Consider the following 20,748-nt stretch of genomic DNA (forward strand, 5'->3'; position numbering starts at 1 on the left):
CTGACATGACCGACGATGCCGCGCGCCACAAGGCGAAGATGGAAAAGCGCAAGGCGGTGCAGGACGCCGAGGTCGCCTCCAAGACCATCACCGAAAAGGGCCTCTTGATCGTCAATACCGGTCCCGGCAAAGGCAAGTCCACAGCCGCCTTCGGCCTGATCATGCGCGCGCTCGGCCATGGCTGGCAGATCGGCGTGGTGCAGTTCATCAAGGGCGTCTGGTCGACCGGCGAGCGCAAGGCGCTGGAACGCTTCGAGGATCTGGTGACCTGGAAGAGCATGGGCGAGGGCTTCACCTGGGAGACCCAGGACCGCGAGCGCGACGTCGCCGCCGCCGGCCGCGCCTGGGAGGCGGCCAAGGCGATGCTGGCAGACCCCGCCATTCGCCTCGTCGTGCTCGACGAGATCAACATCGCGCTACGCTACGACTATCTCGACCTCACCGAGGTCGTCGAGACCCTGAAGGCACGCCGGCCGGACCTGCATGTCGTCGTCACCGGCCGCAACGCCAAGCCGGAGCTGATCGAGGCCGCCGACCTGGTGACGGAGATGACTCTGGTGAAGCATCATTTCGCCGCCGGGGTGAAGGCCCAGCAAGGCATCGAGTTTTAATGATTCGATACGATACTTGTCATCCCCGGCAAGGCCGCAGGCCTTGGGAAGGGGATCCAGGGGTTGCAGGCAGCGCTTTTAGGCCCCTGGATCCCTTTCCCCTCACGTTCACAAGCAAGCTTGTAAACGCTCGGCCGGGGATGACAGCCGGCTCCAGCGTCTTCATCGTTAGCAGAGCCTCGCAATCCTCATGATCCAACAGCATCCCGAGCGCTCGGCGCTGGTCGCCATCCTTTGCGTCGCCGTCGCGGCCCTGATCTTTGCCGTGCTAGCCGGCCTGGTCACGCAGGGAGGCACGGAAGCCTTCGATCGCGCCATTCTCCTGATGATGCGCAATCCCGCTGATCTCACCGATCCGCTCGGGCCGGGCTGGCTCGAGGAAATGATGCGCGATTTCACCGGCCTGGGCGGCGTCGGCGTGCTGACGCTGACCACCCTGGTCGTAGCGGGTTTTCTTGCGCTTTCGGGATCGCCGCGCAGTGCCGTCTTCGTCATCCTCGCCATCGGCAGCGGCATACTGATGAGCTCGCTCTTGAAATACGGCTTCGACCGGCCGAGGCCGGACCTGGTGGCGCATGGGTCCAGGGTCTACACGTCGAGCTTTCCCAGCGGCCATTCGTTCATGTCCGCCACCGTCTATTTCACGCTCGGCATCATGCTGGCCCGCAGCTTTCCCTCGCGAGCCCTGTCGATCTACATCATGGTGGTGTGCACGCTGCTGACCTTCGTGGTCGGCATCAGCCGCGTCTATCTCGGCGTGCACTGGCCCACCGACGTGATTGCCGGCTGGGTGATCGGCGCCGGCTGGGCCCTGTTCTGCTCGCTCCTGGCGCAGCGCCTGTCGGGGCATTGATCAGCCAGACTTCGCCGGCGGCGCATAGACTTCGATGGCGTGGCGCCGGAGCTTGAAATGCGCCGGCGTCCAGGTGGTAAGCTCGCCGTCGGTGTTGACCGGGCGCGGCCGGTTGGTGCGGATCACCAGTTCGGTGGTGGCGAAGGCCCGCACATCGTCCCACTGGCCATGGGTACCCTTGCGCAAGCTCGGCAGCAGCTTGAGCAGGCGCCACCAATGATCGACCTCCAGGCTGTAGAAATCCAGCTTGCCGTCGTCCGCCGTGGCGGTTTGCTCGACGCTCATGCCGCCACCGTAATATTTGCCGTTGCCGACCGAGACCTGCAGGGTCTTGATCCTCTCGGTGTGGCCGTCATGGTCGAGATAGGCGGTGAAAAGCTGCGAGCGCGCCAAGAGCCGGGCCGCCACGATGCCATAGCCGAGCTTGCCGAACATCTTCTTGGCCTTCTCGGAGAGCTCGGCGGCAAGGTCGGCACTGAAGCCGATGCTGGCCACGTTGAAATAGAGCTGGCCATTGACTTCGCCCAGGTCCATGGGTCTGGGCTGCCCCGATACGATGAGCTCGGCAGCTTGCACAGGATCGGCCGGGATCTCGACCGTGCGGGCGAAATCGTTGGCGGTGCCGAGCGGCAGCACGCCCAGCGGCAGGCCCGTCTCCATCAGCCCTCGGGCGGCGGCGTTGAGGCTGCCGTCGCCACCACCGACGATGACGAGGTCGCACTCCTCCCGGCGCCGCAGTATCACGTCGGCGATCTTCTCATCCCCTTCCGGGCTCGCCTCGAGGAGATCGATGCCGCCCGTCTCCAGCACCTTGCGGATCGCATCGGTGCCCTTGCCGCCATTGCGCGCGTTGGGATTGACGATGAAAAGGGCACGCCTGCCCTGTCGTGAATCAACCATACTCTTCCCCAGTGCCCCTCGCGCAGGGCGCGAGACCTAAAACCGAATTGCCTAATCGGCAATCTGGCGCATTCCGTGGCCATGGCACGGCGAAGTTCGGGATCTCGGCCCTGTCGAAAAGCGCGGCATCCGGTGTGCCGGCCACGCTCCATCGGCCTGATGGAGCTGGGAAGACCTATTCCGCCGCCTCGGCCTTCGTCGCCTCGTCCGCCTCGATATGACCGGAACGGATGCGAATCATACGGTCGCAGCGGGCGGCAAGACCGAGGTCGTGCGTCACCAGCACGAGAGTGGCGCCGCGCTCGCGCTTCAAACGGAACATCAGCTCGACGATGCCCGCGCCGGTGCCCTCGTCGAGATTGCCGGTCGGCTCGTCGGCGATCAGGATGGCCGGCTCGGGCGCCAGGGCGCGGGCCAGCGCCACGCGCTGCTGCTCGCCACCCGAGAGCTGGGCCGGATAATGGGCTTTGCGTGCCCCGAGCCCCACAGCCTCCAATTCGGCTTCCGCCCTGGCGAAGGCATCGCGCCGACCGGCCAGTTCCAGTGGCACGGCGACATTCTCGAGCGCCGTCATGGTGGGGATGAGGTGGAAGGACTGGAAGACGATTCCGATATGCCGCCCGCGGAACTTGGCGAGGCCATCCTCGTCGAGGACACCAAGATCCCGCCCGGCGATGCGGATGCTGCCGCTGTCGGGCCGCTCCAGGCCGCCCAGCGTCATCAAAAGCGTGGATTTGCCCGAACCGGAAGGACCGACGAGGCCAACCGCTTCCCCCTGCCTTATTTTCAGCGTAACGCCCTTGAGAATGTGAACGCGCGCCGCGCCGGTGCCGAGGCTGAGATGGACATCAGCCAGATCGATCGCTTCGCTCATTCGCATCCTGCCTGAAAGGTTTTCGTGATCGTGTATCGTATCTACGCATCGATTGTGGCAATTCTCACATTGCTTGTCATGACCCCGCTCACGACCGTGTCGGCAGCCGCCGAACCGCTGCGGCTGGTGGCCCTGGGCGACAGCCTCACCGCCGGCCTCGGCCTGGAAGCCAAGGATGCCTATCCCACCAAGCTGCAGGCCGCCCTCGCCAAGCTCGGCATCGAGGTGGTGATCGACAATGCCGGCGTCTCCGGCGACACCACCGATGGCGGCCTCGCCCGGCTCGACTGGTCGGTGCCCGACGGTACCAAGGCGGTGCTGATCGAACTCGGCGCCAACGACATGCTGCGCGGGCTCGATCCCAAGCTCGCCCGAGCCAATCTCGCCGCCATGCTGGAGCGCCTCAAGGAGCGCAAGATCCCGGTCCTGCTCATGGGCATGCGCGCCGCGCCCAATCTCGGCGCCGACTATCAGAAGGCGTTCGATGCTGTTTATCCCGATCTCGCAAGCCAATATGGGGCTGTACTCTATCCCTTCTTCCTGGATGGCGTCGCTGGCACACCGGGCCTCAATCAGGCCGACGGCATGCATCCGACCGCCGCCGGCGTCGACGTGATCGTTACAAGGCTGGCGCCGGTGGTAGCGGAGTTCGTTAGAAAATTGCGATAAGGCTGGGCACCAAGGCCGAGCGCGTCTAGTGCCGGGGCAATTTCAAGGGAGGCAGCACGAATGGGCATCGAGGAGCGAGCGAAAGGTGAGCTGCGGCTCATTCCGGCCCGCAAGGGCGTGGCCGAGCGGGTGAAGGCCGGCCAGACTGTGACGGTGATCAACACCCATGGCAGCCAGGTCGTCGACAGTTGGGCCTTCAATGCCGAGGATCCCGGCGAGTTCATGTCGATGGAGCACAGCCGCGGCGCCATGCTGCGCGTCAATCCCCAGGTCGGAGACACGCTGCGCAGCAATCGCCGCCGCCCCATGCTCACCTTGACCGAGGACAATTCCGGCGGCATCCACGACACGCTGATCGCCGCCTGCGATCGCTATCGTTATGAGCAGCTAGGCCATGTTGGCCATCACGACAGTTGCACCGACAATCTGGCGAATGCCCTCGCTTCGCTCGGCGTCACCGACGCGGAGACACCGAGCCCGCTCAACCTGTTCATGAACATCCCGGTCGGTGAGGACGGCAGCGTCTCCTTCCAGCCGCCGGTGTCGACGCCGGGATCCCATGTCCGCCTCAGGGCCGAGATGGACCTGATCATCGTTTTCTCGGCCTGTCCCCAGGACCTGGTGCCGGTAAACGGCGCCGACTGCATCCCCCAGGATGCGCATTACACCATCGACTGACCGCCTCAGGCGCGGCTTGAGAGCAGAGTGCTCTGTCATCCCCGGCGCCGCCATAGGCGGCGGGAAGGGGATCCAGGGGCCGAAAGGACTTCGCCCGGAATTCCTGGATCCCCTTCCCTCGCCATTGCGTGGCTCGCCAGGGATGACAATCTCTTCGATATAACCCTTCAGATAAGAGCCCTCTGGCTCCCCGGACAGGAACGAAAAAGTGAGCAGCAACAATTCCTTCCAGCCGCTCGATTCGGGCGTGGTGCCGCGCTTTGCCGGCCCCTCCACCTTCATGCGCCTGCCCATGGCAAGACCGGAGGAGGTCGAGATCGCCCTGGTCGGCATCCCCTTCGATGGTGGCGCGACCAATCGTACCGGCGCTCGGCACGGCCCCCGTGAGATCCGCAACCAGTCGAGCCTGGTGCGGCGGGTGCACCACGTCACCGGCATCTCGCCCTTCGACCGGGTACGGGCGGGCGATTGCGGCGATGCGCCGATCAATCCGCTCGATCTCATGGCCAGCCTGGAGAGCATCGAGGCCTTCTATGCCGAGATCCATGCCGCCGGCGCCCGCCCATTGACGGCGGGGGGCGACCATCTCACCACCCTGCCCATCCTGCGCGCTTTGGCAAAGCAGGCCCCAGTGGGCCTCATCCAGTTCGACGCTCATTCCGACACCTATGACAGCTTCTTCGGCAGCCGCTACAACCACGGCACGCCGTTCCGCCGCGCCATCGAGGAAAGGCTGGTCGATCCCAAGCGCATGATCCAGATCGGTATTCGCGGCGCGATCTCCGACGCAGCCAATTACGACTTCGCCCGCGCCGCGGGCGTCCGCATCGTATTCATCGAGGAGTTCATGGCCCGCGGCGTGGCCGATGTCATGGCCGAAGCGCGCGCCATCATCGGCGAGCACCCCGCCTATCTCACCTTCGACATCGACGCGCTCGATCCTTCCTTCGCGCCTGGCACGGGCACGCCGGAGATCGGCGGGATCTCCTCGCGCGAAGCCCAGGCAATGATCCGCCTGATGGAAGGCGCCAATCTGGTCGGCGCGGACCTGGTGGAAGTCTCTCCGCCACTCGACCCCTCGGGCCTCACCGCCCTGACCGGCGCAACGCTGATGTTCGAGCTGCTCTGCGTGATGGCGAGTGGCGGCTGAGGTAATCCGGTTTTACGGTTATCCCGGATCTGCGGCGCAACACTGCATGCCGCACCGCGCGCGGAATGACCGACGTCCTCACACCACCAGGCGCAGCGGCTTGTCGATGGCCTGCAGCACGCGCGCCAGATCGTGGCCGCGCTTGAGGATCATGCCCGTCGGCGCCAGCACGCTATAGGCGCCCTGGCGCTGGGCGAGCGAGGGATCCTTGACGATGCGATAGAGCGGCATCTCCGAGGCGCGCCGAAAGATGGAAAACACGGCCTTGTCGCGCAGGAAATCGATGGCGTAGTCGCGCCATTCGCCATGGGAGACCATGCGACCGTAGAGATTCATGATCTGGCGCAGTTCGTGCCGGTCGAAGGCGATGGCTGGTGGATCGGGGCGGCGCGAAGCGGGAAGGTGCGCGACATCTGCGCTTTCGCTTCGCGAAAACAGCGATCCAGGCGGATCAGCCTCCGTCATGACGCCTCCTGTGTAAGCGGCTTGTCGTCACAGTGTCATGATTGCGCCGATCCGCCTCGCATTCAAGTTTTATTGCCTCCCGAACCGGTCATCGCAGGGGAAGACTGCCGTCTCCGGTGGAAAGCCGGCCGTAAAGCTCGGGCCGGCGATCGCGGAACAGCCCCCAGGCGGCGCGTTCAGCGCGAATCGCCTCAAGATCGAAGCTTGCCGTCAGCACGGCTTCGCCGGAGCGCCCCGCCTCCGCCACCAGCTCTCCGTGCTGGCCGGCAATGAAGGAAGAACCGTAGAAGGTCAGATCCTGCTCGCCGAAGCGCTCGACACCAATGCGGTTGGCCGCCATCACCGGCATGATATTGGCGCCGGCATGGCCGCGCATCACCGTGCGCCAATGCTCCATCGAATCGAAGCCGGTGGCGGGCTCGGAGCCGATCGCGGTGGGATAGAGCAGTGCATCCGCACCCATCAGCGCCATGGACCGCGCCGCTTCGGGGAACCACTGGTCCCAGCAGATGCCGACGCCGATGGTGCCGAAACGGGTAGGCCAGACCTTGAAGCCGGTATCGCCGGGCCGGAAATAGAACTTCTCCTCATAGCCCGGCCCGTCCGGGATATGGGACTTGCGATAGAGGCCGAGGACGCCGCCATCGGCGTCCACCATGACGAGGCTGTTGTAATAGGCTTGGTTGGCCCGCTCGAACAGGCTGACCGGCAGGACCACGCCGAGCTCGGCGGCAAGGGCGCGCATGGCCTTGAGGGTCGGATGATCCTGGTCCAGCGTGCGCGCCTTGGCGAAATGCTCGGCCTTCTCCTCCTGGCAGAAATAGAGATCCTCGAACAGTTCCTGCACGAGCACGATTTGGGCACCAGCACCGGCCGCCTCGCGCACCAGCCGCGTTGCCGTGGCCACATTGTCGTCAACGCTGTCGGTGCAGGCGAACTGCACCACGCCGAATGTCGTGTTGGCCATCATACCCCCTCGAAGCCGGTGAGGACGCCAACCGCATTCACCGCGATTTCGGCCACGGCATAACCGCCTTCCATCACGAAGAGCGTCGGCAGCCCGAGCTTGGCGATTCGCGCACCGATGAGCGGATAATGCTCGGTTTTCAGCTTGAAGGCGCTGATCGGGTCCTTCTCGAAGGTATCGACCCCGAGCGAGACCAGCAGCACGTCGGGCTTGTAGGCCGCCGCCTTGGCGCAGGCATCGTCCAGTGCCGCGCCCCAGACCTCGAAGGTGGTACCTGCCGGCATGGGATAGTTGACGTTGAAGCCCACACCCTTGCCGGCGCCTGTCTCGTCAGCATGGCCGAGGAAGAAGGGATATTCGTTGGCGGGGTCGCCATGCAGGTTGAGCACCAGTACGTCGTCGCGCTCGTAGAAGATCTCCTGCGTGCCATTGCCGTGATGATAGTCGACGTCGAGGATGGCGACCTTGCGAGCGCCCTTGTCCAGGAACCATTGCGCCGCCACGGCCGCATTGTTGATGAAGCAATAGCCGCCCATGAAACCGGAACCGGCATGATGGCCGGGCGGACGGCAGAGGGCGAAGGCCGACTTCTCGCCACTCTTGACCAGTCCGGCGGCCGTCAGCGCCACCTCATAGGAGGATTTGATCGCGTCCCAGGTGCCCTCCACGAAGGTCGCCCCGGCGTCGAAGGAATAATAGCCGAGCAGCGCCTCGATCGATTCCGGCGGCTTGTCGCCCCTCAGGCCGCGAGTCGGCCAGGTAAAGGGCATCGCCGTGCCCTCGCGCCCGGCAGCCTTCCACATCGGATAGGCCCGCCCGAGGAAATCGATGAAATCAGGCTTGTGCACGCGCAAGGCGGCATCGAGCGAATGGGTTTGCGGCGCCAGCACCGGGCCGAGCCCGACCGCGTCGATGCGGGCGCGGATGAATTCGGCACGAGAGGGCATCTCGAAGGCCGGCACGATGGCGCCGGCCACCAGTTCGACATTGCCGGCATGGCCCTTGTGACGCTCGGAATAGACGGATTTCATCGGGGAGCGGGTTCCAGTGACTGTTCCTAGAATTGTGATCACAATTCCCAGGCCTTAGCAAGGGCAACCAGATCGAAGGGGACAACCGGCGCCATTCTGCCCCTATTGCTTTTACCTAGGGGCAGTGTTTCATTCGCCGGACGGGATGACATTTGCATGATACGAGCTAAGAAGCATTCCGATACCACCCAGGGAGGTTCTATGCGTTTCGTAAAATTCGCGGCCGGCGCATTGGCGCTGATGGCCAGCATGGGCATGGCCAGCGCCAAGGATTGGTCGACCATCAAGATCGGCACCGAGGGGGCCTATCCTCCCTTCAACAGCCTGACGCCATCGGGTGAGATCGTCGGCTTCGACGTCGACATCGCCAAGGCCGTCTGCGAGAAACTGAAAGCCAAATGCACCGTCGTCGCACAGGATTGGGATGGCATCATTCCCGGCCTGAAAGCCGGCAAATACGATGCCATTTTCGCCTCGATGTCGATCACGGACGAGCGCAAGAAACAGGTCGATTTTTCCAGGTCCTATTACCAGACGCCGGCCGTCTGGGTCGCTCCTAAGGACAGCAAGATCAAATCCTTCGACTCCGAAGGCCTGAAGAGCGCCATCGTCGGCACCCAGTCCTCCACCATCCATTCCAACTTCCTGGAGGGTGAGATCGGCACCGGCGGCGCGCAGGTGAAGCTCTATCCCGCCCAGGATGAGGCCAATGCTGACCTGGCCGCAGGGCGTATCGACGCCGTCGAGGCCGACAAGAGCGCCATGACGGAGTGGCTCAAATCCGATGCCGGCAAGTGCTGCGAGATCAAGGCCGAGATCGACATCAAGAAATATGTGAAATATTTCGGCACTGGCGTCGGCGCGGCCGTGCGCAAGGAGGATACGGATCTTCGCGACGCCATCAGCAAGGCGATCGAGGAAATCCACGCCGACGGCACCTACCAGAAGCTGAACGCCAAGTATTTTCCGTTCGACCTCTGGGTGCCCTGACGCCACCGCCTGAGACGCGTGACGCATAGGCCGCTGGCCCCGTATGAGGCCAACGGCCATGACGTGACGGCGCATTGATCGGCCTGGCATCGAATCCGGTGCCAGTGCCCTATCCCGATGGCTCGGCGGCGGGGAGACGGAATGGAACTTCTGGGATTTGGTGCAACGGGATGGGGCCCCCCGCTGCTGCAAGGCGCCATGATGACCCTGGGCTTGGCCTTGTGCACCCTGCCTTTCGGCCTGCTGCTTGGACTCGCCGTAGCGATGGCCAAGAACGGCGGCCCCATATGGCTCGGCGTCGTCTGCGGTATCTATACCTCGCTGTTTCGCGCCTTGCCCGAGCTTCTCACCATCCTGATCGTCTATTTTCTGGGCCAATCCGCCATCAATGCGCTTCTGACGGCCCTGGGGATCGGCATCCAGATCGAAGTCAGCGGTTTTGCCGCCGGTTTCATGGCCCTCGGCCTGGTGCTCGGCGCCTTTTCCAGCGAGGTCTGGCTCGGCGCCCTGCGCAGCCTTTCCAGGGGACAGAGCGAGGGGGCGACCGCACTGGGCCTCAGCCGCGGCCAGACATTCCGCATGATCATCCTGCCGCAACTGATCCGCACGGCCCTGCCCGGCCTCGGCAACAATTGGATGGCGCTCCTCAAGGACACCTCGCTCGTCTCCGCCATCGCCGTCAGCGAACTGATGTACATGACCAACCGAGCCGTGTTTGCGACCAAGCAGCCCTTGATGTTCTATGCAGCCTGCTGCCTGCTCTATCTGGTGATGGCCATCCTGTCCGGAATCGTCCAGACAATGCTGGAAAGGTATTTTAATCGCGGCCAGAACCTGGCGAGGGCTTGAGCATGGATACGCTCTGGTCCGGTTTTCTCGGCCTCGTCGGTGATATCGGCCTCAACGCCGATCTGCTGGCGACCTACGGCCCGCGCTTCCTGGCCGGCCTGCGCCTGACGCTGCTGCTGGTCGCCCTGGCAATGGTGCTCGGCGCCTTGCTGTCCTTCCCGATCGCTCTGGCGCGCATGTCGCGCAATTCGATCCTGAGGGGGCTGGCCTATGGCTATATCTATTTCTTTCGCGGCACGCCGCTGCTGGCGCAGGTCTATCTGATCTACAACGGTCTTGGCATCTTCCTTGGTACCCACAAAACCTTCTTCGAGGATCTCGGCCTGTGGTGGCTACTGCGCGACGGCTTCTACTACGCGGTGGTGGCCTTCACCCTGAATACTGCCGCCTATCAGGCCGAAATCCTGCGCGGCGGCATCGAGTCGTTGCCGAGGGGCCAGACCGAGGGAGGCCTCGCCCTTGGCCTGCATGCAGGCCAGATTTTCCGCAAGATCATTCTGCCCCAGGCCCTGATGGTGAGCCTGCGCCCCTATGGCAACGAGTTGATCCTGATGCTCAAGGCGAGTTCGGTCGCCGCCCTTGTGGCGGTACCGGAACTGATGGGCGTGACACGTCTTGCCTTCTCGCGCACATTCGATTTCCAGGCCTATATGTGGACCGCGATCATCTACCTGATCATGGTCTTCGCCATCGCCCATGTCTGGAACCTTCTGGAGAAGCGGCTGACGCGGCACCTGCATCGCGCCATGCCGCAACTGGCGGCGACCGCTCAGGCGCATTGAGTGCCGGTGGGCCGGTCTTCCCGGCTCCATCGAGAGATGGAGCGGGACCGGCACACCAAAGCTAGATCCTGTCGACCAGGGTGGCGCCAGCCTGCCGCATGGCGTCAATCCCCGCAGCGACGGAACCATCGAGATCGATGCCGCGGCAGGCATCGAGTACGACGATGGTTTCGAAGCCCAGACGCCTGGCATCCTCGGCCGAGAAGCGCACGCAGAAATCGGTGGCGAGGCCGACGCAGAACAGTCGGCCGAGACCGCGCTCCCTGAGATAGCCAGAGAGCCCGGTCGGGGTTTTGCGATCGTTCTCGAAGAAGGCCGAATAGCTGTCGATGGCGCGATTGTAGCCCTTGCGGATGATCATCTCCGCCCTGGGCAAGGCCAGGCCGGGATGGAATTCGGCCCCTTGGCTGCCCTGGATGCAATGATCGGGCCAGAGCGTCTGCTCGCCATAGGGCATGGTCGTCGTGGTGAACGGCGCCTTGCCCGGATGGCTGGAAGCAAAGGAGGAGTGGCCGGGCGGGTGCCAGTCCTGCGTCAGCACGCAATGGGCGAAATCCACGGCCATCCGGTTGATATCAGGCACCACTGAATCACCGTCGGGCACGGCCAGAGCCCCGCCCGGGCAGAAGTCGTTCTGCACGTCGATCACCAACAGGACGTCGTTCGGGCCGGGCTTCATGAAATCTCTCTCTTCACGGCGTTATGCCTCTATCTTGATCACCCCGGCTGGAAGATCAACTTGCCTTTGATTCTCAGGGAGCTACACAGAAGAATAGGCTGCGGATTGCGACTCGCGGCCGGCAAAGGCAGGACCCCATGCGTCCAGATTTCTCTCCCGCCATCGTCGACGCCGAGCACAGCTATTTGCTGCATGGCCAGCGCTTGACCGCCCCCTCCCTGTTGCCGGGTCTCCATGTGGTGGCGACGCCCATCGGCAATCTTTCGGACATCACGCTTCGGGCGCTGACCACGCTGGCGGCCGCCGATCTCATCGTCTGCGAAGATACGCGCGTCACCAGCCGCCTCACCAATCATTATGGCATCAGCGCCCAGCTCCTGGCCTATAACGACCACAACGCGCCCCGCGTACGGCCCCAGATCCTGGAGCGCCTTACCAGCGGCCAGGGCGTTGCCCTGGTTTCGGACGCCGGCACGCCGATGGTGTCGGATCCCGGCTTTAAGCTGGTGCGCGAAGCGATCGAAGAGGAAATTCCCGTCTTCGCGGCGCCCGGCCCCTCCGCCGCGCTTGCGGCGCTGGCCGTCGCAGGCCTGCCGACCGACAGCTTCTTTTTCGAGGGCTTCCTGCCCAACAAGGACGGTGCCCGGTCCAACCGCCTCGCCGAGCTCAAGACCATTCCCGCCACCCTGATCTTCTACGAAAGCGGCCCGCGCCTCGCCGACAGCCTAGCCGCCATGGCGACGGCGCTCGGTGACCGAGCAGCGACCGTGGCGCGGGAACTGACCAAGGCCTATGAGACCGTCTATCGCGGCACGCTGGTGTCGCTGGCCACTGATTTCGCCATTGCCGACGAGCCGCGAGGCGAGATCGTCGTGGTGGTCGGCCCGCCCGTCGAGGAACCAGCCAGCGCCGACGACATCGAGGCATCGCTCGCCGCGGCCCTCGAAACACTTTCGGTGAAGGATGCCGCCGCCGCGGTCTCGGCCCGCCTCGGCCTGTCCAAGCGCGACGTCTATGCCCGCGCCGTCGAGATGGCCTCGGAGCGCCGCAGCAGGGCCTCTTGAGCAGGCTCGAACGCCAGGCTGCCTTCCGTGTCGGCCTCAATGCAGAGACAAAAGCGGCCTGGGTGCTGCGCCTCAAGGGCTATCGCCTGCTCGCCCGCCGCTTCAAGGTGCCGGGCGGCGAGATCGACCTGATCGCCCGGCGCGGCGGCACGCTGGTGTTCGTTGAAGTCAAGGCACGAGCGGATCTGGTGGTGGCGCTCGAAGCGATCACGCCCACCCAGCAGCGGCGCATAGCCGCCGCCGCCCGGGCCTGGCTGGCGCGCCATCCCGATCAGGCCCAGCTCACCCAGCGTTTCGACGCGGTCTTCGTGATGCCACGGCGCTGGCCGCGACACCTGGAAAACTGGTTCGAAATGGATCTGGGATAAGGGGAGCTGGTCTTCAGACGACTGCGTCACGAATGAGGCACGACCACCCTCCCCACGAAGCTGGGGACGGATTACCGCGCCCTACCAGCCACCGCCACGTTGCAGGCCGGTCCTGCAAACCAGTCCCCCAAGGCTTACCGCCCCAGTACCCGGTTCAGCCAATCCGCGATCGGCCGGCCGGTGTTCCGCGGCGCATTGGCCGTCATCACCGGCTCGACAGCCACCGGCTGGTCCTCCGGCGCTCCGTCGAATTGCGGCTGCGCCGCGATGACGTCCTCCGGCGGCGGCGCCTCGCGCACCCAGGGCTTGCCGGGCAACGGCGCCGGCGACACGCCCTTGTGGGCACCGCGCATGAACTCGTTCCAGATCTGGGCCGGCAGGCTGCCGCCGGTCATGCGCGAGGTGGAGGTGCCGTCGTCGTTGCCGAGCCAGACGGCCGTCACCATGTGGCTGGTATAACCGATGAACCAGGCATCGCGATAATTCTGGCTGGTGCCGCTCTTGCCGGCCGATTGCCAGCCTGGCAGGCCATATTTGCGCGCCGTGCCGACCGTCAGCGTCTGGCTCATCATCGCATTCATCATGCCGACCTTGTCGTCCTCGATGACGCGCTGATTGCCGGGAGCCTGGCGCTGGAACAGCACCTTGCCCTTCTCGGTCTTGATGCTCCTGACCACATAGGGGATCACCATGCGCCCGCCATTGGCGAAAGTGGCATAGGCCGAGGTGATCTCCAGTGGTGTGACTTCCGAGGTGCCGAGGGCGATGGAGGGATTGGGCTCGAGATTGGAATTGATGCCGAGGCTGTGGGCAACCGCCACCACCGCCTTGGGGCCCACTTCGGCGCACAGGCGCACCGCGACCGTATTGAGCGAGAGGGCAAGCGCCGTGGTCAGCGAGACCGGGCCGCGATATTCGCGCGAGAAGTCCTTCGGGCTCCAGCCCGCCAGGGTGATCGGCGCATCGTCACGCACGGTTTCGGGCGTGGCGCCGTTCATCAGCGCCGCGAGATAGACGAAAGGCTTGAAGGTGGAGCCGGGCTGGCGATAGGCCGAGATCGCCCGGTTGAACTGGCTTTCGGCATAGGAGCGCCCGCCCACCATGGCGCGCACGGCGCCATCGGGATCCATCGCAACCAGGGCCCCCTGGCTCACGCGCAGCTTGCCGCCGGACTTGTCGAGGCCCTGGCGCAGGGATTGCTCGGCAAGGTTCTGCAGCTTGGCGTCGATGGTGGTCTCCACCACCACGTCGGTGTCGAGCGGGCCAGTGAGATCGCTGAGCTGGTTGGAAATCCAGTCGGCCGGATAATTGCCGGAAGAGCGAACCGCCAATTTGGAAACCTTGACCGGCGTGGCCTGAGCCGCCTTCTCGTCCTGTGCGGAAATCGCCCCGGTATCGACCATGGCGTCGAGCACGAGCTGGGCCCGGTCATGCGCACCCTTGGGGTTCTTGGTCGGGTCGAGTGACGACGGAGCCTTGACCAGGCCGGCCAGGGTCGCGGCTTCGGCAATGGTGAGATTCTTGGCAGGTTTGCGGAAATAACGCTGCGCCGCCGCCTCGATGCCATAGGCACCCGCGCCGAAATAGACGCGGTTGATATACATCTCCAGGATCTGGTTCTTGGAGAATTTGCGCTCGAGATAGACGGCGAGGATGGCCTCCTGGATCTTGCGGCGCAGGCTGCGTTCCGGCGTCAGGAAGACGTTCTTGGCCAGCTGCTGGGTCAGCGTCGAGCCGCCTTGGGTCAGGCGATGGGTGGTGAGATAGACATAACCGGCGCGGGCCAAGCCCTGCGGGTCGACGCCGTAATGGGAATAGAAGCGCCGATCCTCGATGGCGACGAAGGCCAGAGGCACATATTTCGGCAGATCCTTGAGCGAGACGGCGGCGCCGCCCATTTCGCCCTGATTGGCGAGCACGGTGCCATCAGCCGAGACGATCTTCACATTGGGCGGCCGCGGCGGCACTTCCAGGTTCTGGATCGGCGGCAAATTGGCGGCATACCAGGCCACCACGCCGCCAACGCCGAGCAGGCCCCACATGCACATCACGAAGGACCAATAGGTCAGGCGGTAGAGCATCGAGCGGCGGCGCTTGGGCTTGCGTCCTCCGCCGCCAGAACTACCACCGCCTCCGCCGCGGCGGGACGAACCACCGCCACTTCGAGAGGAGGATCCGCCGAACAGGCTCCAGCCCTTCTTCGAACGCACGGCCTTGGCGCGCAAGGGCGCGCGATCGCGCTGCTCCAGCGGTACGGGCGCGGGCCGATCTTCCCGGGTCAGGCGAAACGTATCGCCCTGATCGGCCTCCTGGCCTGCTTCCGGCTCGAAACGCGGCTCGACCCGCTCAACCATGCGCCGTTGCCCTTGCGCCATCCTTGCCTTCCAAAACTCCAGAACAAAGCGCGTTCAAGCGTGGACGCTCCCTTGCTCTAACTCATCATTTCCAGCCGATCCGACGGATTGGCTATCGCGTCATTACGATTGTCTTGCCAATTCTTGGCGATACCGCCAATCGCAAGACGCCCCTGCAATCAGACCCGTCATAGCAGCGTTGGGTTAACAACGGTTACCACCGGAATTTCCTCCTGCTTTCCACTGCGCGAAAGGCATGAACAAGGCGTCAATCCGTCATTGTCGTGGCGCATTCAAGCATCGATGCCGTGCAAAGCGTGGAAAAACCATGCAGGCCGCGGCAGGCGAGAGCAAAACGCGTTTGGACGCAAACGCTTCTTCGCCCTCGCTCTATGTTTTGACGCGTCATTGCGATTCTTGGCGATTCCGCCAAATCGCAAAACGCTTTGGCCCTTTCGTAAAATCTCCGCGCCTTGTAGGAGACGTTTCCTGGAGCGTTTTGCGACACTTGGCTATTCAGCCAAATCGCAAAACGCTCCAGGAAACGGCAGGAGGATCTATGGCGCTCATCTACAAGATCTTGACGGCGCAACAATGGCGCAATGCCGAGGCCAGCGGGCGCTTCGATGGGGCGCCCATCGATGTCCAGGATGGCTACATCCATTTTTCCTCCGCCGAGACAGCACAGGAGACGGCGGCCCGGCATTTCGCCGGCCAGGACGATCTCGTCCTCGCCGCCGTCGAGGCTGACAGGCTGGGCGAGGCCCTCAAATGGGAAGTCTCGCGCGGCGGTGCCCTGTTCCCGCATCTTTATGCCGCCCTGCCCCTCGATTTGGTCGAATGGACGGCGCCCCTGCCGCTTGGAGCGGACGGCCACCATGTCTTCCCGCTCGAGTTCCTTTCGAGCCAGCAGCCATGATCGGCGCAGCCTTCGCCCTGATCCGTCCCCGCTTGTTCCGGATGGATCCCGAGCAAGCGCATGAGGCTACTCTCTCCGCCCTGCGCAGCCTGCCGATGCCGCCTTCCCTCCCCGATCCGGCCTCGCTCAAGGTGAAGGCCTTCGGGCTCGATTTCCCCAATCCGGTCGGCGTGGCCGCCGGCTTCGACAAGAATGCCGAGGTCGTCGATCCGCTGTTCAAGCTTGGCTTCGGCTTCGTGGAGATCGGCAGCGTCACGCCGAGGCCGCAGGATGGCAATCCCCGCCCCCGCCTGTTCCGCCTGCCGGCGGACGAGGGTGTGATCAACCGCTTCGGCTTCAACAATCAGGGCCATGCCGCCGTACTGGCCCGCCTCAAAGCCCGCAAGGGCCGCGGCATCCTGGGTGTCAATGTCGGCGCCAACAAGGACAGCGAGGACAAGGCCGCCGACTATGCCGCCGGCATCATCGTCTTCGCCCCCGTCGCTTCCTATTTCACCCTCAACATTTCCTCGCCCAACACGCCGGGCCTGCGCAATCTGCAAAAGCGGGAGGCGCTCGACGAATTGCTGGCCCGTGCGGTGGAAGCGCGCGATACGGCCGCGCTCATCGGGCCGCGTCGCCCGCTTCTTCTCAAGATCGCGCCCGACGTCACCATGTTCGAACTCGACGACATCGTCGACCGCGCCCTCGCCCACGAGCTCGACGGCATGATCGTCTCCAACACCACGATATCGAGGCCCGAGTCACTCAAGGAGCGCGAGACGGCCAAGGAAGCGGGCGGCCTTTCGGGCGCGCCCTTATTCGAACTCTCCACGCAGGTGCTGGCCGAAACGGCGCGGCGCGTCGGCGGCCGTTTCCCGCTGATCGGGGTCGGCGGCATCCATTCGGCTCAGACCGCCAAGGCCAAGCTGGATGCCGGCGCCACGCTGGTGCAGCTCTATTCCAGCTTGGTCTACAAGGGCCCCGGCCTGATCCGGCAGATCAAGAAGGGAATCCGATAAATCCGTCAAAGGACGGGGCAGACAGGCAATAGCCTGCGGCAAGGAAGGCCGGTTGCCCGGCTCACCGGAGCACGCCAGGGTGTTGGGATCCGTGCCCCCGAAGGGCGGATGAGGGATCGCAGTGTCCCGTCCCAGCCATTTCTGGGGTTCGTTCCAAATACCTGGAGAAAGACGGCTCTCAGGCGGCCTTCATCCGACCGTCTGGAATAGGCCGACTATCAGGATCTCCCCATCGGGCAACGGGTAGAGCGTCGTTTTCAGTAAAGATGCGCCAACCTATGGCGTTGCTTTGGCATGAAGCCCTCTGACCTGACGCCTTGACGGAATTGCTTCTTTCCGGAATTCAGGGAAAGTGATAGCAGCATCGAAGGTCTAGTTTTGGAGTTTCCAGGTGTCGAAATTCGTTCGTTCCCTAGTGCTTCTGGTGATTTGCTCCGTTGCCGCCGGGTGCATGTCTATTTCCAGCATGCACGCACCAAATGCCGCCAGGGGTACTGGAGCGATAATATTTGACATATCCCTTCATAACGCCGGCTGCATTCCGAACGATATCGTTGTAGGAGAGCTAGAGCCTAGCAATAATATGTATAAATATAGTACACATTTTAGTGTTTCGGACGGGGTTGACGCGCTTGTAGGAAAAACTTCCCCCGTCATGCGTGAAATAAAAGCCGGAAAATACGGAATTCTTCAGTATACATGTACATTCGGCGGCAAGCGCCGCATGGTGCTTACCCACTCGGCACGCACACAGGTGGGCAGGACGACCTATTGGCTCAAGCCAATTGCAACTTTTGAAGTTCAAGCCGGCGAAATCGTTAACATCGGTAAGCTGCGTTCCATCCCCGACCCGAATGAAAAACCCAGTTTCTGGACGTTGTCGGCTCGCTACGGCACCCCTGTACTGACTGATATCCCGCCGGCCGAACTACAGAAGTTCGTCTCAGGCACTTCCTCGATCAAACAGCCTGTTGTCACACGCTTGATGGTGCTGGAGCCGATCAGCGCCGTCGGCGCAACGCCGCCGAGCCCTGGCGGCGCGGCAGTGACGCAATGAACTCCGCGATTGGCTGAGCGCGCTCGAAGTCGTCGGCGCGCGCTTCCCCCTGATCGGGGTTGGCGGCATCCATTCGGCCGAAACCGCCAAAGCCAAGCTGGATGCCTGCGCCACACTGGTCCAACTCTATTCCAGCCTGGTCTACAAGGGCTCCTGCCTGCTCAAACAGATCAAGAAGGGGCTGCGGTAAGCTTCTGGGATCGCAGGCATCCTTGCCTGCTCTTGGAAACGTAACGCGTGTGGGAAAGGAAAAGCAGGCAAGGATGCCCGCGATCCCAGAAGTCATTACGCCGCCTTCTTTTCCGGCTTGAAGCGCTGGTAGAAACGCTCATCCTTTGCAACCATGTCGCGCAGCAGCTTGTTGGGCTGGAAGCGCGGGCCAAAGGTGGCTGCCAGCTTATCGCACAGGGCCACGAAGGCCTTGCTGCCCATGCCGTCGATATAGGACAGGGCTCCCCCCGTGAACGGCGCAAAGCCGAAGCCGAGGATGGAGCCGACATCCGCCTCGCGCATGTCGGTGATGATGCCGTCCTCCACGGTACGAGCCGCTTCCAGTGCCTGGACCACGAGGAAACGGTGCTTCAGGGTCTCCTTGTCGATGGTGTCGGGATCGAGTTTCACCGCCTGGAGATCCGACAGGCCCGGCCATAGCCGCTTGGAGGCGCCGGCGGGATAATCGTAGAAGCCCTTGCCGTTCTTGCGGCCGAGGCGGCCATGCTGATTGAGCAAAGCATCGAGCAGCTTCTCCTGCGCCGGATCGATGGCGGCCTCACCGAGATCCTTTTTGGTGGCCTGCAGGATCTTCCATGCCAGGTCGATGGCGATCTCGTCGTTGAGCGAGAGCGGCCCGACCGGCATGCCGGCCGCGCGGGCGACGTTCTCGATCATCGCCGGCGGCACGCCCTCGCCCAGCATCAGATGGCCTTCGCGTATATAGTTGAGCACGCAGCGATTGGCGAAGAAGCCGCGGCCGTCATTGACCAGGATCGGCGTCTTCCTGATCGCCCGCACGAAGTCGAACGCCACGGCGATGGCCTTGTCACCGGTCCTGGCACCCTTGATCACCTCGACCAGCAGCATCTTGTCGACCGGCGAGAAGAAATGCACGCCGACGAACTGTTCGGGACGGGCCGAGTTCTCGGCCAGCGAGGAGATCGGCAGCGTGGAGGTATTCGATGCGAAGACGGTATCCTCGCTGATCACTGCCTGGATCTTCTTGATCACCTCGGCCTTGACGGTGCGATCCTCGAACACGGCCTCGACGATGAGGTCGACGCCGGCGAGCGCGTTGAAATCGGCCGTGGCGGTGATCCGGCCGAGCAGGGCTTCCTTATCGGCCATCGAGGCGCGGCCCTTCTTGATCTGGCCGGTGATCAGGCCGTCGGAATGGGCCTTGCCCTTGTCGGCGGCTTCCTGATCGCGGTCAACAAGCACCACGTCGAGCCCGGCCAGTGCCGAGACATAGGCGATGCCTGCGCCCATGAAGCCGGCGCCGACCACGCCGACGCGCTTGAGGTTGGACGGCGGCAGGGCCGGACGGCGCGCGCCCTTGTTCAACTCCTGCATGGAGACGAACAGAGTGCGGATCATCGAGCGCGCCTCGGTCGAGCGCAGCACATGGGCGAAATAGCGCGATTCCACCGTGAGCGCGCGGTCGAAGGGCAGCTGGAGGCCCTCATAGACCGATTGCAGAATGGCCCGGGCGGCGGGATAATTGTCGTATGTCTCGCGGCGATAGAGCGCGTTCGCCGGCGGGAACACCATCATGCCGGCCTTGGAATAGACCGGGCCGGCCGGCAGGCGGAAGCCTTCGACATCCCAGGGCGCCACCGGCGAGCCACCGTCCCTGATCCATTCCTTGGCCTTTACAACCAATTCCTCACGCGGCGCGACGGCATGCAGAAGGCCCATCTTCTGGGCCTGGCTGATGCGCAGCTGATCGCCCTTGAGCAGCATCTGCAGGGCCTGGTCCGGCTTCATCAGGCGGGACACGCGGGTGGTGCCGCCGGCACCGGGGAACAGGCCGACCTTGACTTCGGGCAGGCCGACGCGGGCCTTGTCATTGTCGGAGGCGCCGATGCGGTAATGGCAGGCCAAGGTAAGCTCGAAAGCGCCACCCAGGCAGACGCCGTTGATGGCGGCAGCGAAGGGCTTGCCTGCGGTTTCGATGCGTCGATAGAGCTGGGAGAGAAAGCGGCTCTCCGCGAAGAAGGTCTCCATCGCCTTCTCTTCGCCGAGCTCGGCGCGCGCCTTGGCATAGCGCTGGCCCATGCCCTCGAGCATGGTGAGGTCGGCGCCACCGGAAAAAGCGTCCTTGCCCGAGGCGATCACGCACCCCTTGATGGCGGCATCGGAGGTCACGCGCTCGAGGATCTGGCCGAGCTCCTCCATCACCTCCACGGTGATGACGTTCATCGAGCGGGCGGGCATGTCCCAGGTGGCGAGAGCGATACCGTCGCTATCGACATCGAAGCGGAAATTGTTCAT

At 63.8% G+C, this 20,748-nt stretch carries 22 protein-coding genes; 14 read left to right on the forward strand and 8 right to left on the reverse strand.

Features of this window, described 5'->3' with window-relative positions:
• Nucleotides 1–5: 5 nt before the first annotated feature.
• Both cobO and ACR9ZN_RS19045 read left to right on the forward strand, forming a co-directional pair.
• Entirely contained in the window at nt 6–611 is a 606-nt protein-coding gene (gene cobO / locus ACR9ZN_RS19040; RefSeq protein WP_481272911.1) for a cob(I)yrinic acid a,c-diamide adenosyltransferase, read from the forward strand.
• A 190-nt stretch (nt 612–801) separates the two neighbouring features.
• Nucleotides 802–1,464: a phosphatase PAP2 family protein gene (locus tag ACR9ZN_RS19045; RefSeq protein ID WP_481272912.1), complete on the forward strand. Its 663-nt coding sequence runs from the start codon at nt 802–804 to the stop codon at nt 1,462–1,464.
• On the opposite strand, the gene ACR9ZN_RS19050 is transcribed toward ACR9ZN_RS19045, so the two are convergent.
• Both ACR9ZN_RS19050 and ACR9ZN_RS19055 read right to left on the reverse strand, forming a co-directional pair.
• Nucleotides 1,465–2,364, reverse strand: a complete 900-nt coding sequence (locus tag ACR9ZN_RS19050; RefSeq protein ID WP_454815815.1) for a lipid kinase — start codon at nt 2,362–2,364, stop codon at nt 1,465–1,467.
• 175 nt (nt 2,365–2,539) lie between these two features.
• Nucleotides 2,540–3,238: an ABC transporter ATP-binding protein gene (locus ACR9ZN_RS19055; RefSeq protein WP_441770171.1), complete on the reverse strand. Its 699-nt coding sequence runs from the start codon at nt 3,236–3,238 to the stop codon at nt 2,540–2,542.
• A 78-nt stretch (nt 3,239–3,316) separates the two neighbouring features.
• Here ACR9ZN_RS19055 and ACR9ZN_RS19060 point away from each other — a divergent pair, with 78 nt between their 5' ends.
• The 3 genes from ACR9ZN_RS19060 (at nt 3,317) to speB (ending at nt 5,735) form a co-directional block, all read left to right on the forward strand.
• Complete coding sequence (locus ACR9ZN_RS19060; protein WP_481272913.1) at nt 3,317–3,907, forward strand: arylesterase; 591 nt, start codon at nt 3,317–3,319, stop codon at nt 3,905–3,907.
• A 60-nt stretch (nt 3,908–3,967) separates the two neighbouring features.
• Nucleotides 3,968–4,585: a DUF1989 domain-containing protein gene (locus ACR9ZN_RS19065; protein WP_481272914.1), complete on the forward strand. Its 618-nt coding sequence runs from the start codon at nt 3,968–3,970 to the stop codon at nt 4,583–4,585.
• A 280-nt stretch (nt 4,586–4,865) separates the two neighbouring features.
• Nucleotides 4,866–5,735 carry an agmatinase gene (gene speB / locus ACR9ZN_RS19070; RefSeq protein ID WP_481274371.1) on the forward strand — a complete coding sequence of 290 codons (870 nt, stop codon included), beginning with the start codon at nt 4,866–4,868 and terminating at the stop codon, nt 5,733–5,735.
• A 78-nt stretch (nt 5,736–5,813) separates the two neighbouring features.
• Here the strand turns inward: speB and ACR9ZN_RS19075 are convergent, their stop codons facing one another.
• The 3 genes from ACR9ZN_RS19075 to ACR9ZN_RS19085 form a co-directional block, all read right to left on the reverse strand.
• The gene (locus tag ACR9ZN_RS19075) at nt 5,814–6,200 is read right to left on the reverse strand and encodes a DUF2794 domain-containing protein (RefSeq protein WP_311940882.1); all 387 of its coding nucleotides are present in this window, start codon (nt 6,198–6,200) and stop codon (nt 5,814–5,816) included.
• 88 nt (nt 6,201–6,288) lie between these two features.
• Nucleotides 6,289–7,167, reverse strand: coding sequence for an N-carbamoylputrescine amidase (gene aguB, locus ACR9ZN_RS19080; protein ID WP_454816848.1), 879 nt, complete (start codon nt 7,165–7,167; stop codon nt 6,289–6,291).
• Nucleotides 7,167–8,198: a histone deacetylase family protein gene (locus ACR9ZN_RS19085; RefSeq protein WP_481272915.1), complete on the reverse strand. Its 1,032-nt coding sequence runs from the start codon at nt 8,196–8,198 to the stop codon at nt 7,167–7,169. The genes aguB and ACR9ZN_RS19085 overlap by 1 nt, the downstream gene beginning before the upstream one ends.
• A gap of 201 nt (nt 8,199–8,399) precedes the next feature.
• Here ACR9ZN_RS19085 and ACR9ZN_RS19090 point away from each other — a divergent pair, with 201 nt between their 5' ends.
• The 3 genes from ACR9ZN_RS19090 (at nt 8,400) to ACR9ZN_RS19100 (ending at nt 10,819) form a co-directional block, all read left to right on the forward strand.
• Entirely contained in the window at nt 8,400–9,188 is a 789-nt protein-coding gene (locus ACR9ZN_RS19090) for a transporter substrate-binding domain-containing protein (protein WP_434958029.1), read from the forward strand.
• A 141-nt stretch (nt 9,189–9,329) separates the two neighbouring features.
• The gene (locus ACR9ZN_RS19095; protein WP_454815825.1) at nt 9,330–10,037 is read left to right on the forward strand and encodes an ABC transporter permease; all 708 of its coding nucleotides are present in this window, start codon (nt 9,330–9,332) and stop codon (nt 10,035–10,037) included.
• Nucleotides 10,038–10,039: 2 nt separating this feature from the next.
• The gene (locus tag ACR9ZN_RS19100; RefSeq protein WP_481272916.1) at nt 10,040–10,819 is read left to right on the forward strand and encodes an ABC transporter permease; all 780 of its coding nucleotides are present in this window, start codon (nt 10,040–10,042) and stop codon (nt 10,817–10,819) included.
• A gap of 61 nt (nt 10,820–10,880) precedes the next feature.
• On the opposite strand, the gene pncA is transcribed toward ACR9ZN_RS19100, so the two are convergent.
• Nucleotides 10,881–11,498, reverse strand: a complete 618-nt coding sequence (gene pncA / locus ACR9ZN_RS19105) for a bifunctional nicotinamidase/pyrazinamidase (protein ID WP_454815829.1) — start codon at nt 11,496–11,498, stop codon at nt 10,881–10,883.
• 137 nt (nt 11,499–11,635) lie between these two features.
• On the opposite strand from pncA, the gene rsmI reads away from it, so the two are divergent.
• Together rsmI and ACR9ZN_RS19115 are read left to right on the forward strand one after the other, a co-directional pair.
• Entirely contained in the window at nt 11,636–12,562 is a 927-nt protein-coding gene (rsmI, locus tag ACR9ZN_RS19110) for a 16S rRNA (cytidine(1402)-2'-O)-methyltransferase (RefSeq protein WP_434958033.1), read from the forward strand.
• Nucleotides 12,559–12,930: a YraN family protein gene (locus tag ACR9ZN_RS19115; protein ID WP_454815833.1), complete on the forward strand. Its 372-nt coding sequence runs from the start codon at nt 12,559–12,561 to the stop codon at nt 12,928–12,930. Before rsmI ends, ACR9ZN_RS19115 begins: the two co-directional genes overlap by 4 nt.
• Nucleotides 12,931–13,064: 134 nt before the next feature.
• Here the strand turns inward: ACR9ZN_RS19115 and ACR9ZN_RS19120 are convergent, their stop codons facing one another.
• On the reverse strand, nt 13,065–15,305 hold the full coding sequence (locus ACR9ZN_RS19120; RefSeq protein WP_481272917.1) for a transglycosylase domain-containing protein: 2,241 nt from the start codon (nt 15,303–15,305) through the stop codon (nt 13,065–13,067).
• Between the two features lie 538 nt (nt 15,306–15,843).
• Between ACR9ZN_RS19120 and ACR9ZN_RS19125 the strand changes: the two genes are divergently transcribed.
• The 4 genes from ACR9ZN_RS19125 (at nt 15,844) to ACR9ZN_RS19140 (ending at nt 18,451) form a co-directional block, all read left to right on the forward strand.
• A complete protein-coding gene (locus ACR9ZN_RS19125; protein WP_481272918.1) occupies nt 15,844–16,203 on the forward strand; it encodes a DUF952 domain-containing protein in 360 nt (119 codons plus the stop codon).
• The gene (locus ACR9ZN_RS19130) at nt 16,200–17,204 is read left to right on the forward strand and encodes a quinone-dependent dihydroorotate dehydrogenase (protein ID WP_454815839.1); all 1,005 of its coding nucleotides are present in this window, start codon (nt 16,200–16,202) and stop codon (nt 17,202–17,204) included. Before ACR9ZN_RS19125 ends, ACR9ZN_RS19130 begins: the two co-directional genes overlap by 4 nt.
• 391 nt (nt 17,205–17,595) lie before the next feature.
• On the forward strand, nt 17,596–18,261 hold the full coding sequence (locus ACR9ZN_RS19135) for a hypothetical protein (protein ID WP_481272919.1): 666 nt from the start codon (nt 17,596–17,598) through the stop codon (nt 18,259–18,261).
• Nucleotides 18,262–18,274: 13 nt separating this feature from the next.
• Entirely contained in the window at nt 18,275–18,451 is a 177-nt protein-coding gene (locus tag ACR9ZN_RS19140) for a hypothetical protein (protein ID WP_481274372.1), read from the forward strand.
• A 95-nt stretch (nt 18,452–18,546) separates the two neighbouring features.
• On the opposite strand, the gene ACR9ZN_RS19145 is transcribed toward ACR9ZN_RS19140, so the two are convergent.
• Nucleotides 18,547–20,748 carry an FAD-dependent oxidoreductase gene (locus tag ACR9ZN_RS19145; protein WP_481272920.1) on the reverse strand — a complete coding sequence of 734 codons (2,202 nt, stop codon included), beginning with the start codon at nt 20,746–20,748 and terminating at the stop codon, nt 18,547–18,549.

It is taken from the genome of Labrys sp. HAY1-8F (genome assembly GCF_056754975.1).

Bases quoted from the DNA above. Each gene is read 5' to 3' on its own strand.
- cobO (WP_481272911.1), top strand. From the start codon at position 6: ATGACCGACGATGCCGCGCGCCACAAGGCGAAGATGGAAAAGCGCAAG.
- ACR9ZN_RS19045 (WP_481272912.1), top strand. From the start codon at position 802: ATGATCCAACAGCATCCCGAGCGCTCGGCGCTGGTCGCCATCCTTTGC.
- ACR9ZN_RS19050 (WP_454815815.1), bottom strand. From the start codon at position 2,364: ATGGTTGATTCACGACAGGGCAGGCGTGCCCTTTTCATCGTCAATCCC.
- ACR9ZN_RS19055 (WP_441770171.1), bottom strand. From the start codon at position 3,238: ATGAGCGAAGCGATCGATCTGGCTGATGTCCATCTCAGCCTCGGCACC.
- ACR9ZN_RS19060 (WP_481272913.1), top strand. From the start codon at position 3,317: ATGACCCCGCTCACGACCGTGTCGGCAGCCGCCGAACCGCTGCGGCTG.
- ACR9ZN_RS19065 (WP_481272914.1), top strand. From the start codon at position 3,968: ATGGGCATCGAGGAGCGAGCGAAAGGTGAGCTGCGGCTCATTCCGGCC.
- speB (WP_481274371.1), top strand. From the start codon at position 4,866: ATGCGCCTGCCCATGGCAAGACCGGAGGAGGTCGAGATCGCCCTGGTC.
- ACR9ZN_RS19075 (WP_311940882.1), bottom strand. From the start codon at position 6,200: ATGACGGAGGCTGATCCGCCTGGATCGCTGTTTTCGCGAAGCGAAAGC.
- aguB (WP_454816848.1), bottom strand. From the start codon at position 7,167: ATGGCCAACACGACATTCGGCGTGGTGCAGTTCGCCTGCACCGACAGC.
- ACR9ZN_RS19085 (WP_481272915.1), bottom strand. From the start codon at position 8,198: ATGAAATCCGTCTATTCCGAGCGTCACAAGGGCCATGCCGGCAATGTC.
- ACR9ZN_RS19090 (WP_434958029.1), top strand. From the start codon at position 8,400: ATGCGTTTCGTAAAATTCGCGGCCGGCGCATTGGCGCTGATGGCCAGC.
- ACR9ZN_RS19095 (WP_454815825.1), top strand. From the start codon at position 9,330: ATGGAACTTCTGGGATTTGGTGCAACGGGATGGGGCCCCCCGCTGCTG.
- ACR9ZN_RS19100 (WP_481272916.1), top strand. From the start codon at position 10,040: ATGGATACGCTCTGGTCCGGTTTTCTCGGCCTCGTCGGTGATATCGGC.
- pncA (WP_454815829.1), bottom strand. From the start codon at position 11,498: ATGAAGCCCGGCCCGAACGACGTCCTGTTGGTGATCGACGTGCAGAAC.
- rsmI (WP_434958033.1), top strand. From the start codon at position 11,636: ATGCGTCCAGATTTCTCTCCCGCCATCGTCGACGCCGAGCACAGCTAT.
- ACR9ZN_RS19120 (WP_481272917.1), bottom strand. From the start codon at position 15,305: ATGGCGCAAGGGCAACGGCGCATGGTTGAGCGGGTCGAGCCGCGTTTC.
- ACR9ZN_RS19125 (WP_481272918.1), top strand. From the start codon at position 15,844: ATGGCGCTCATCTACAAGATCTTGACGGCGCAACAATGGCGCAATGCC.
- ACR9ZN_RS19130 (WP_454815839.1), top strand. From the start codon at position 16,200: ATGATCGGCGCAGCCTTCGCCCTGATCCGTCCCCGCTTGTTCCGGATG.
- ACR9ZN_RS19145 (WP_481272920.1), bottom strand. From the start codon at position 20,748: ATGAACAATTTCCGCTTCGATGTCGATAGCGACGGTATCGCTCTCGCC.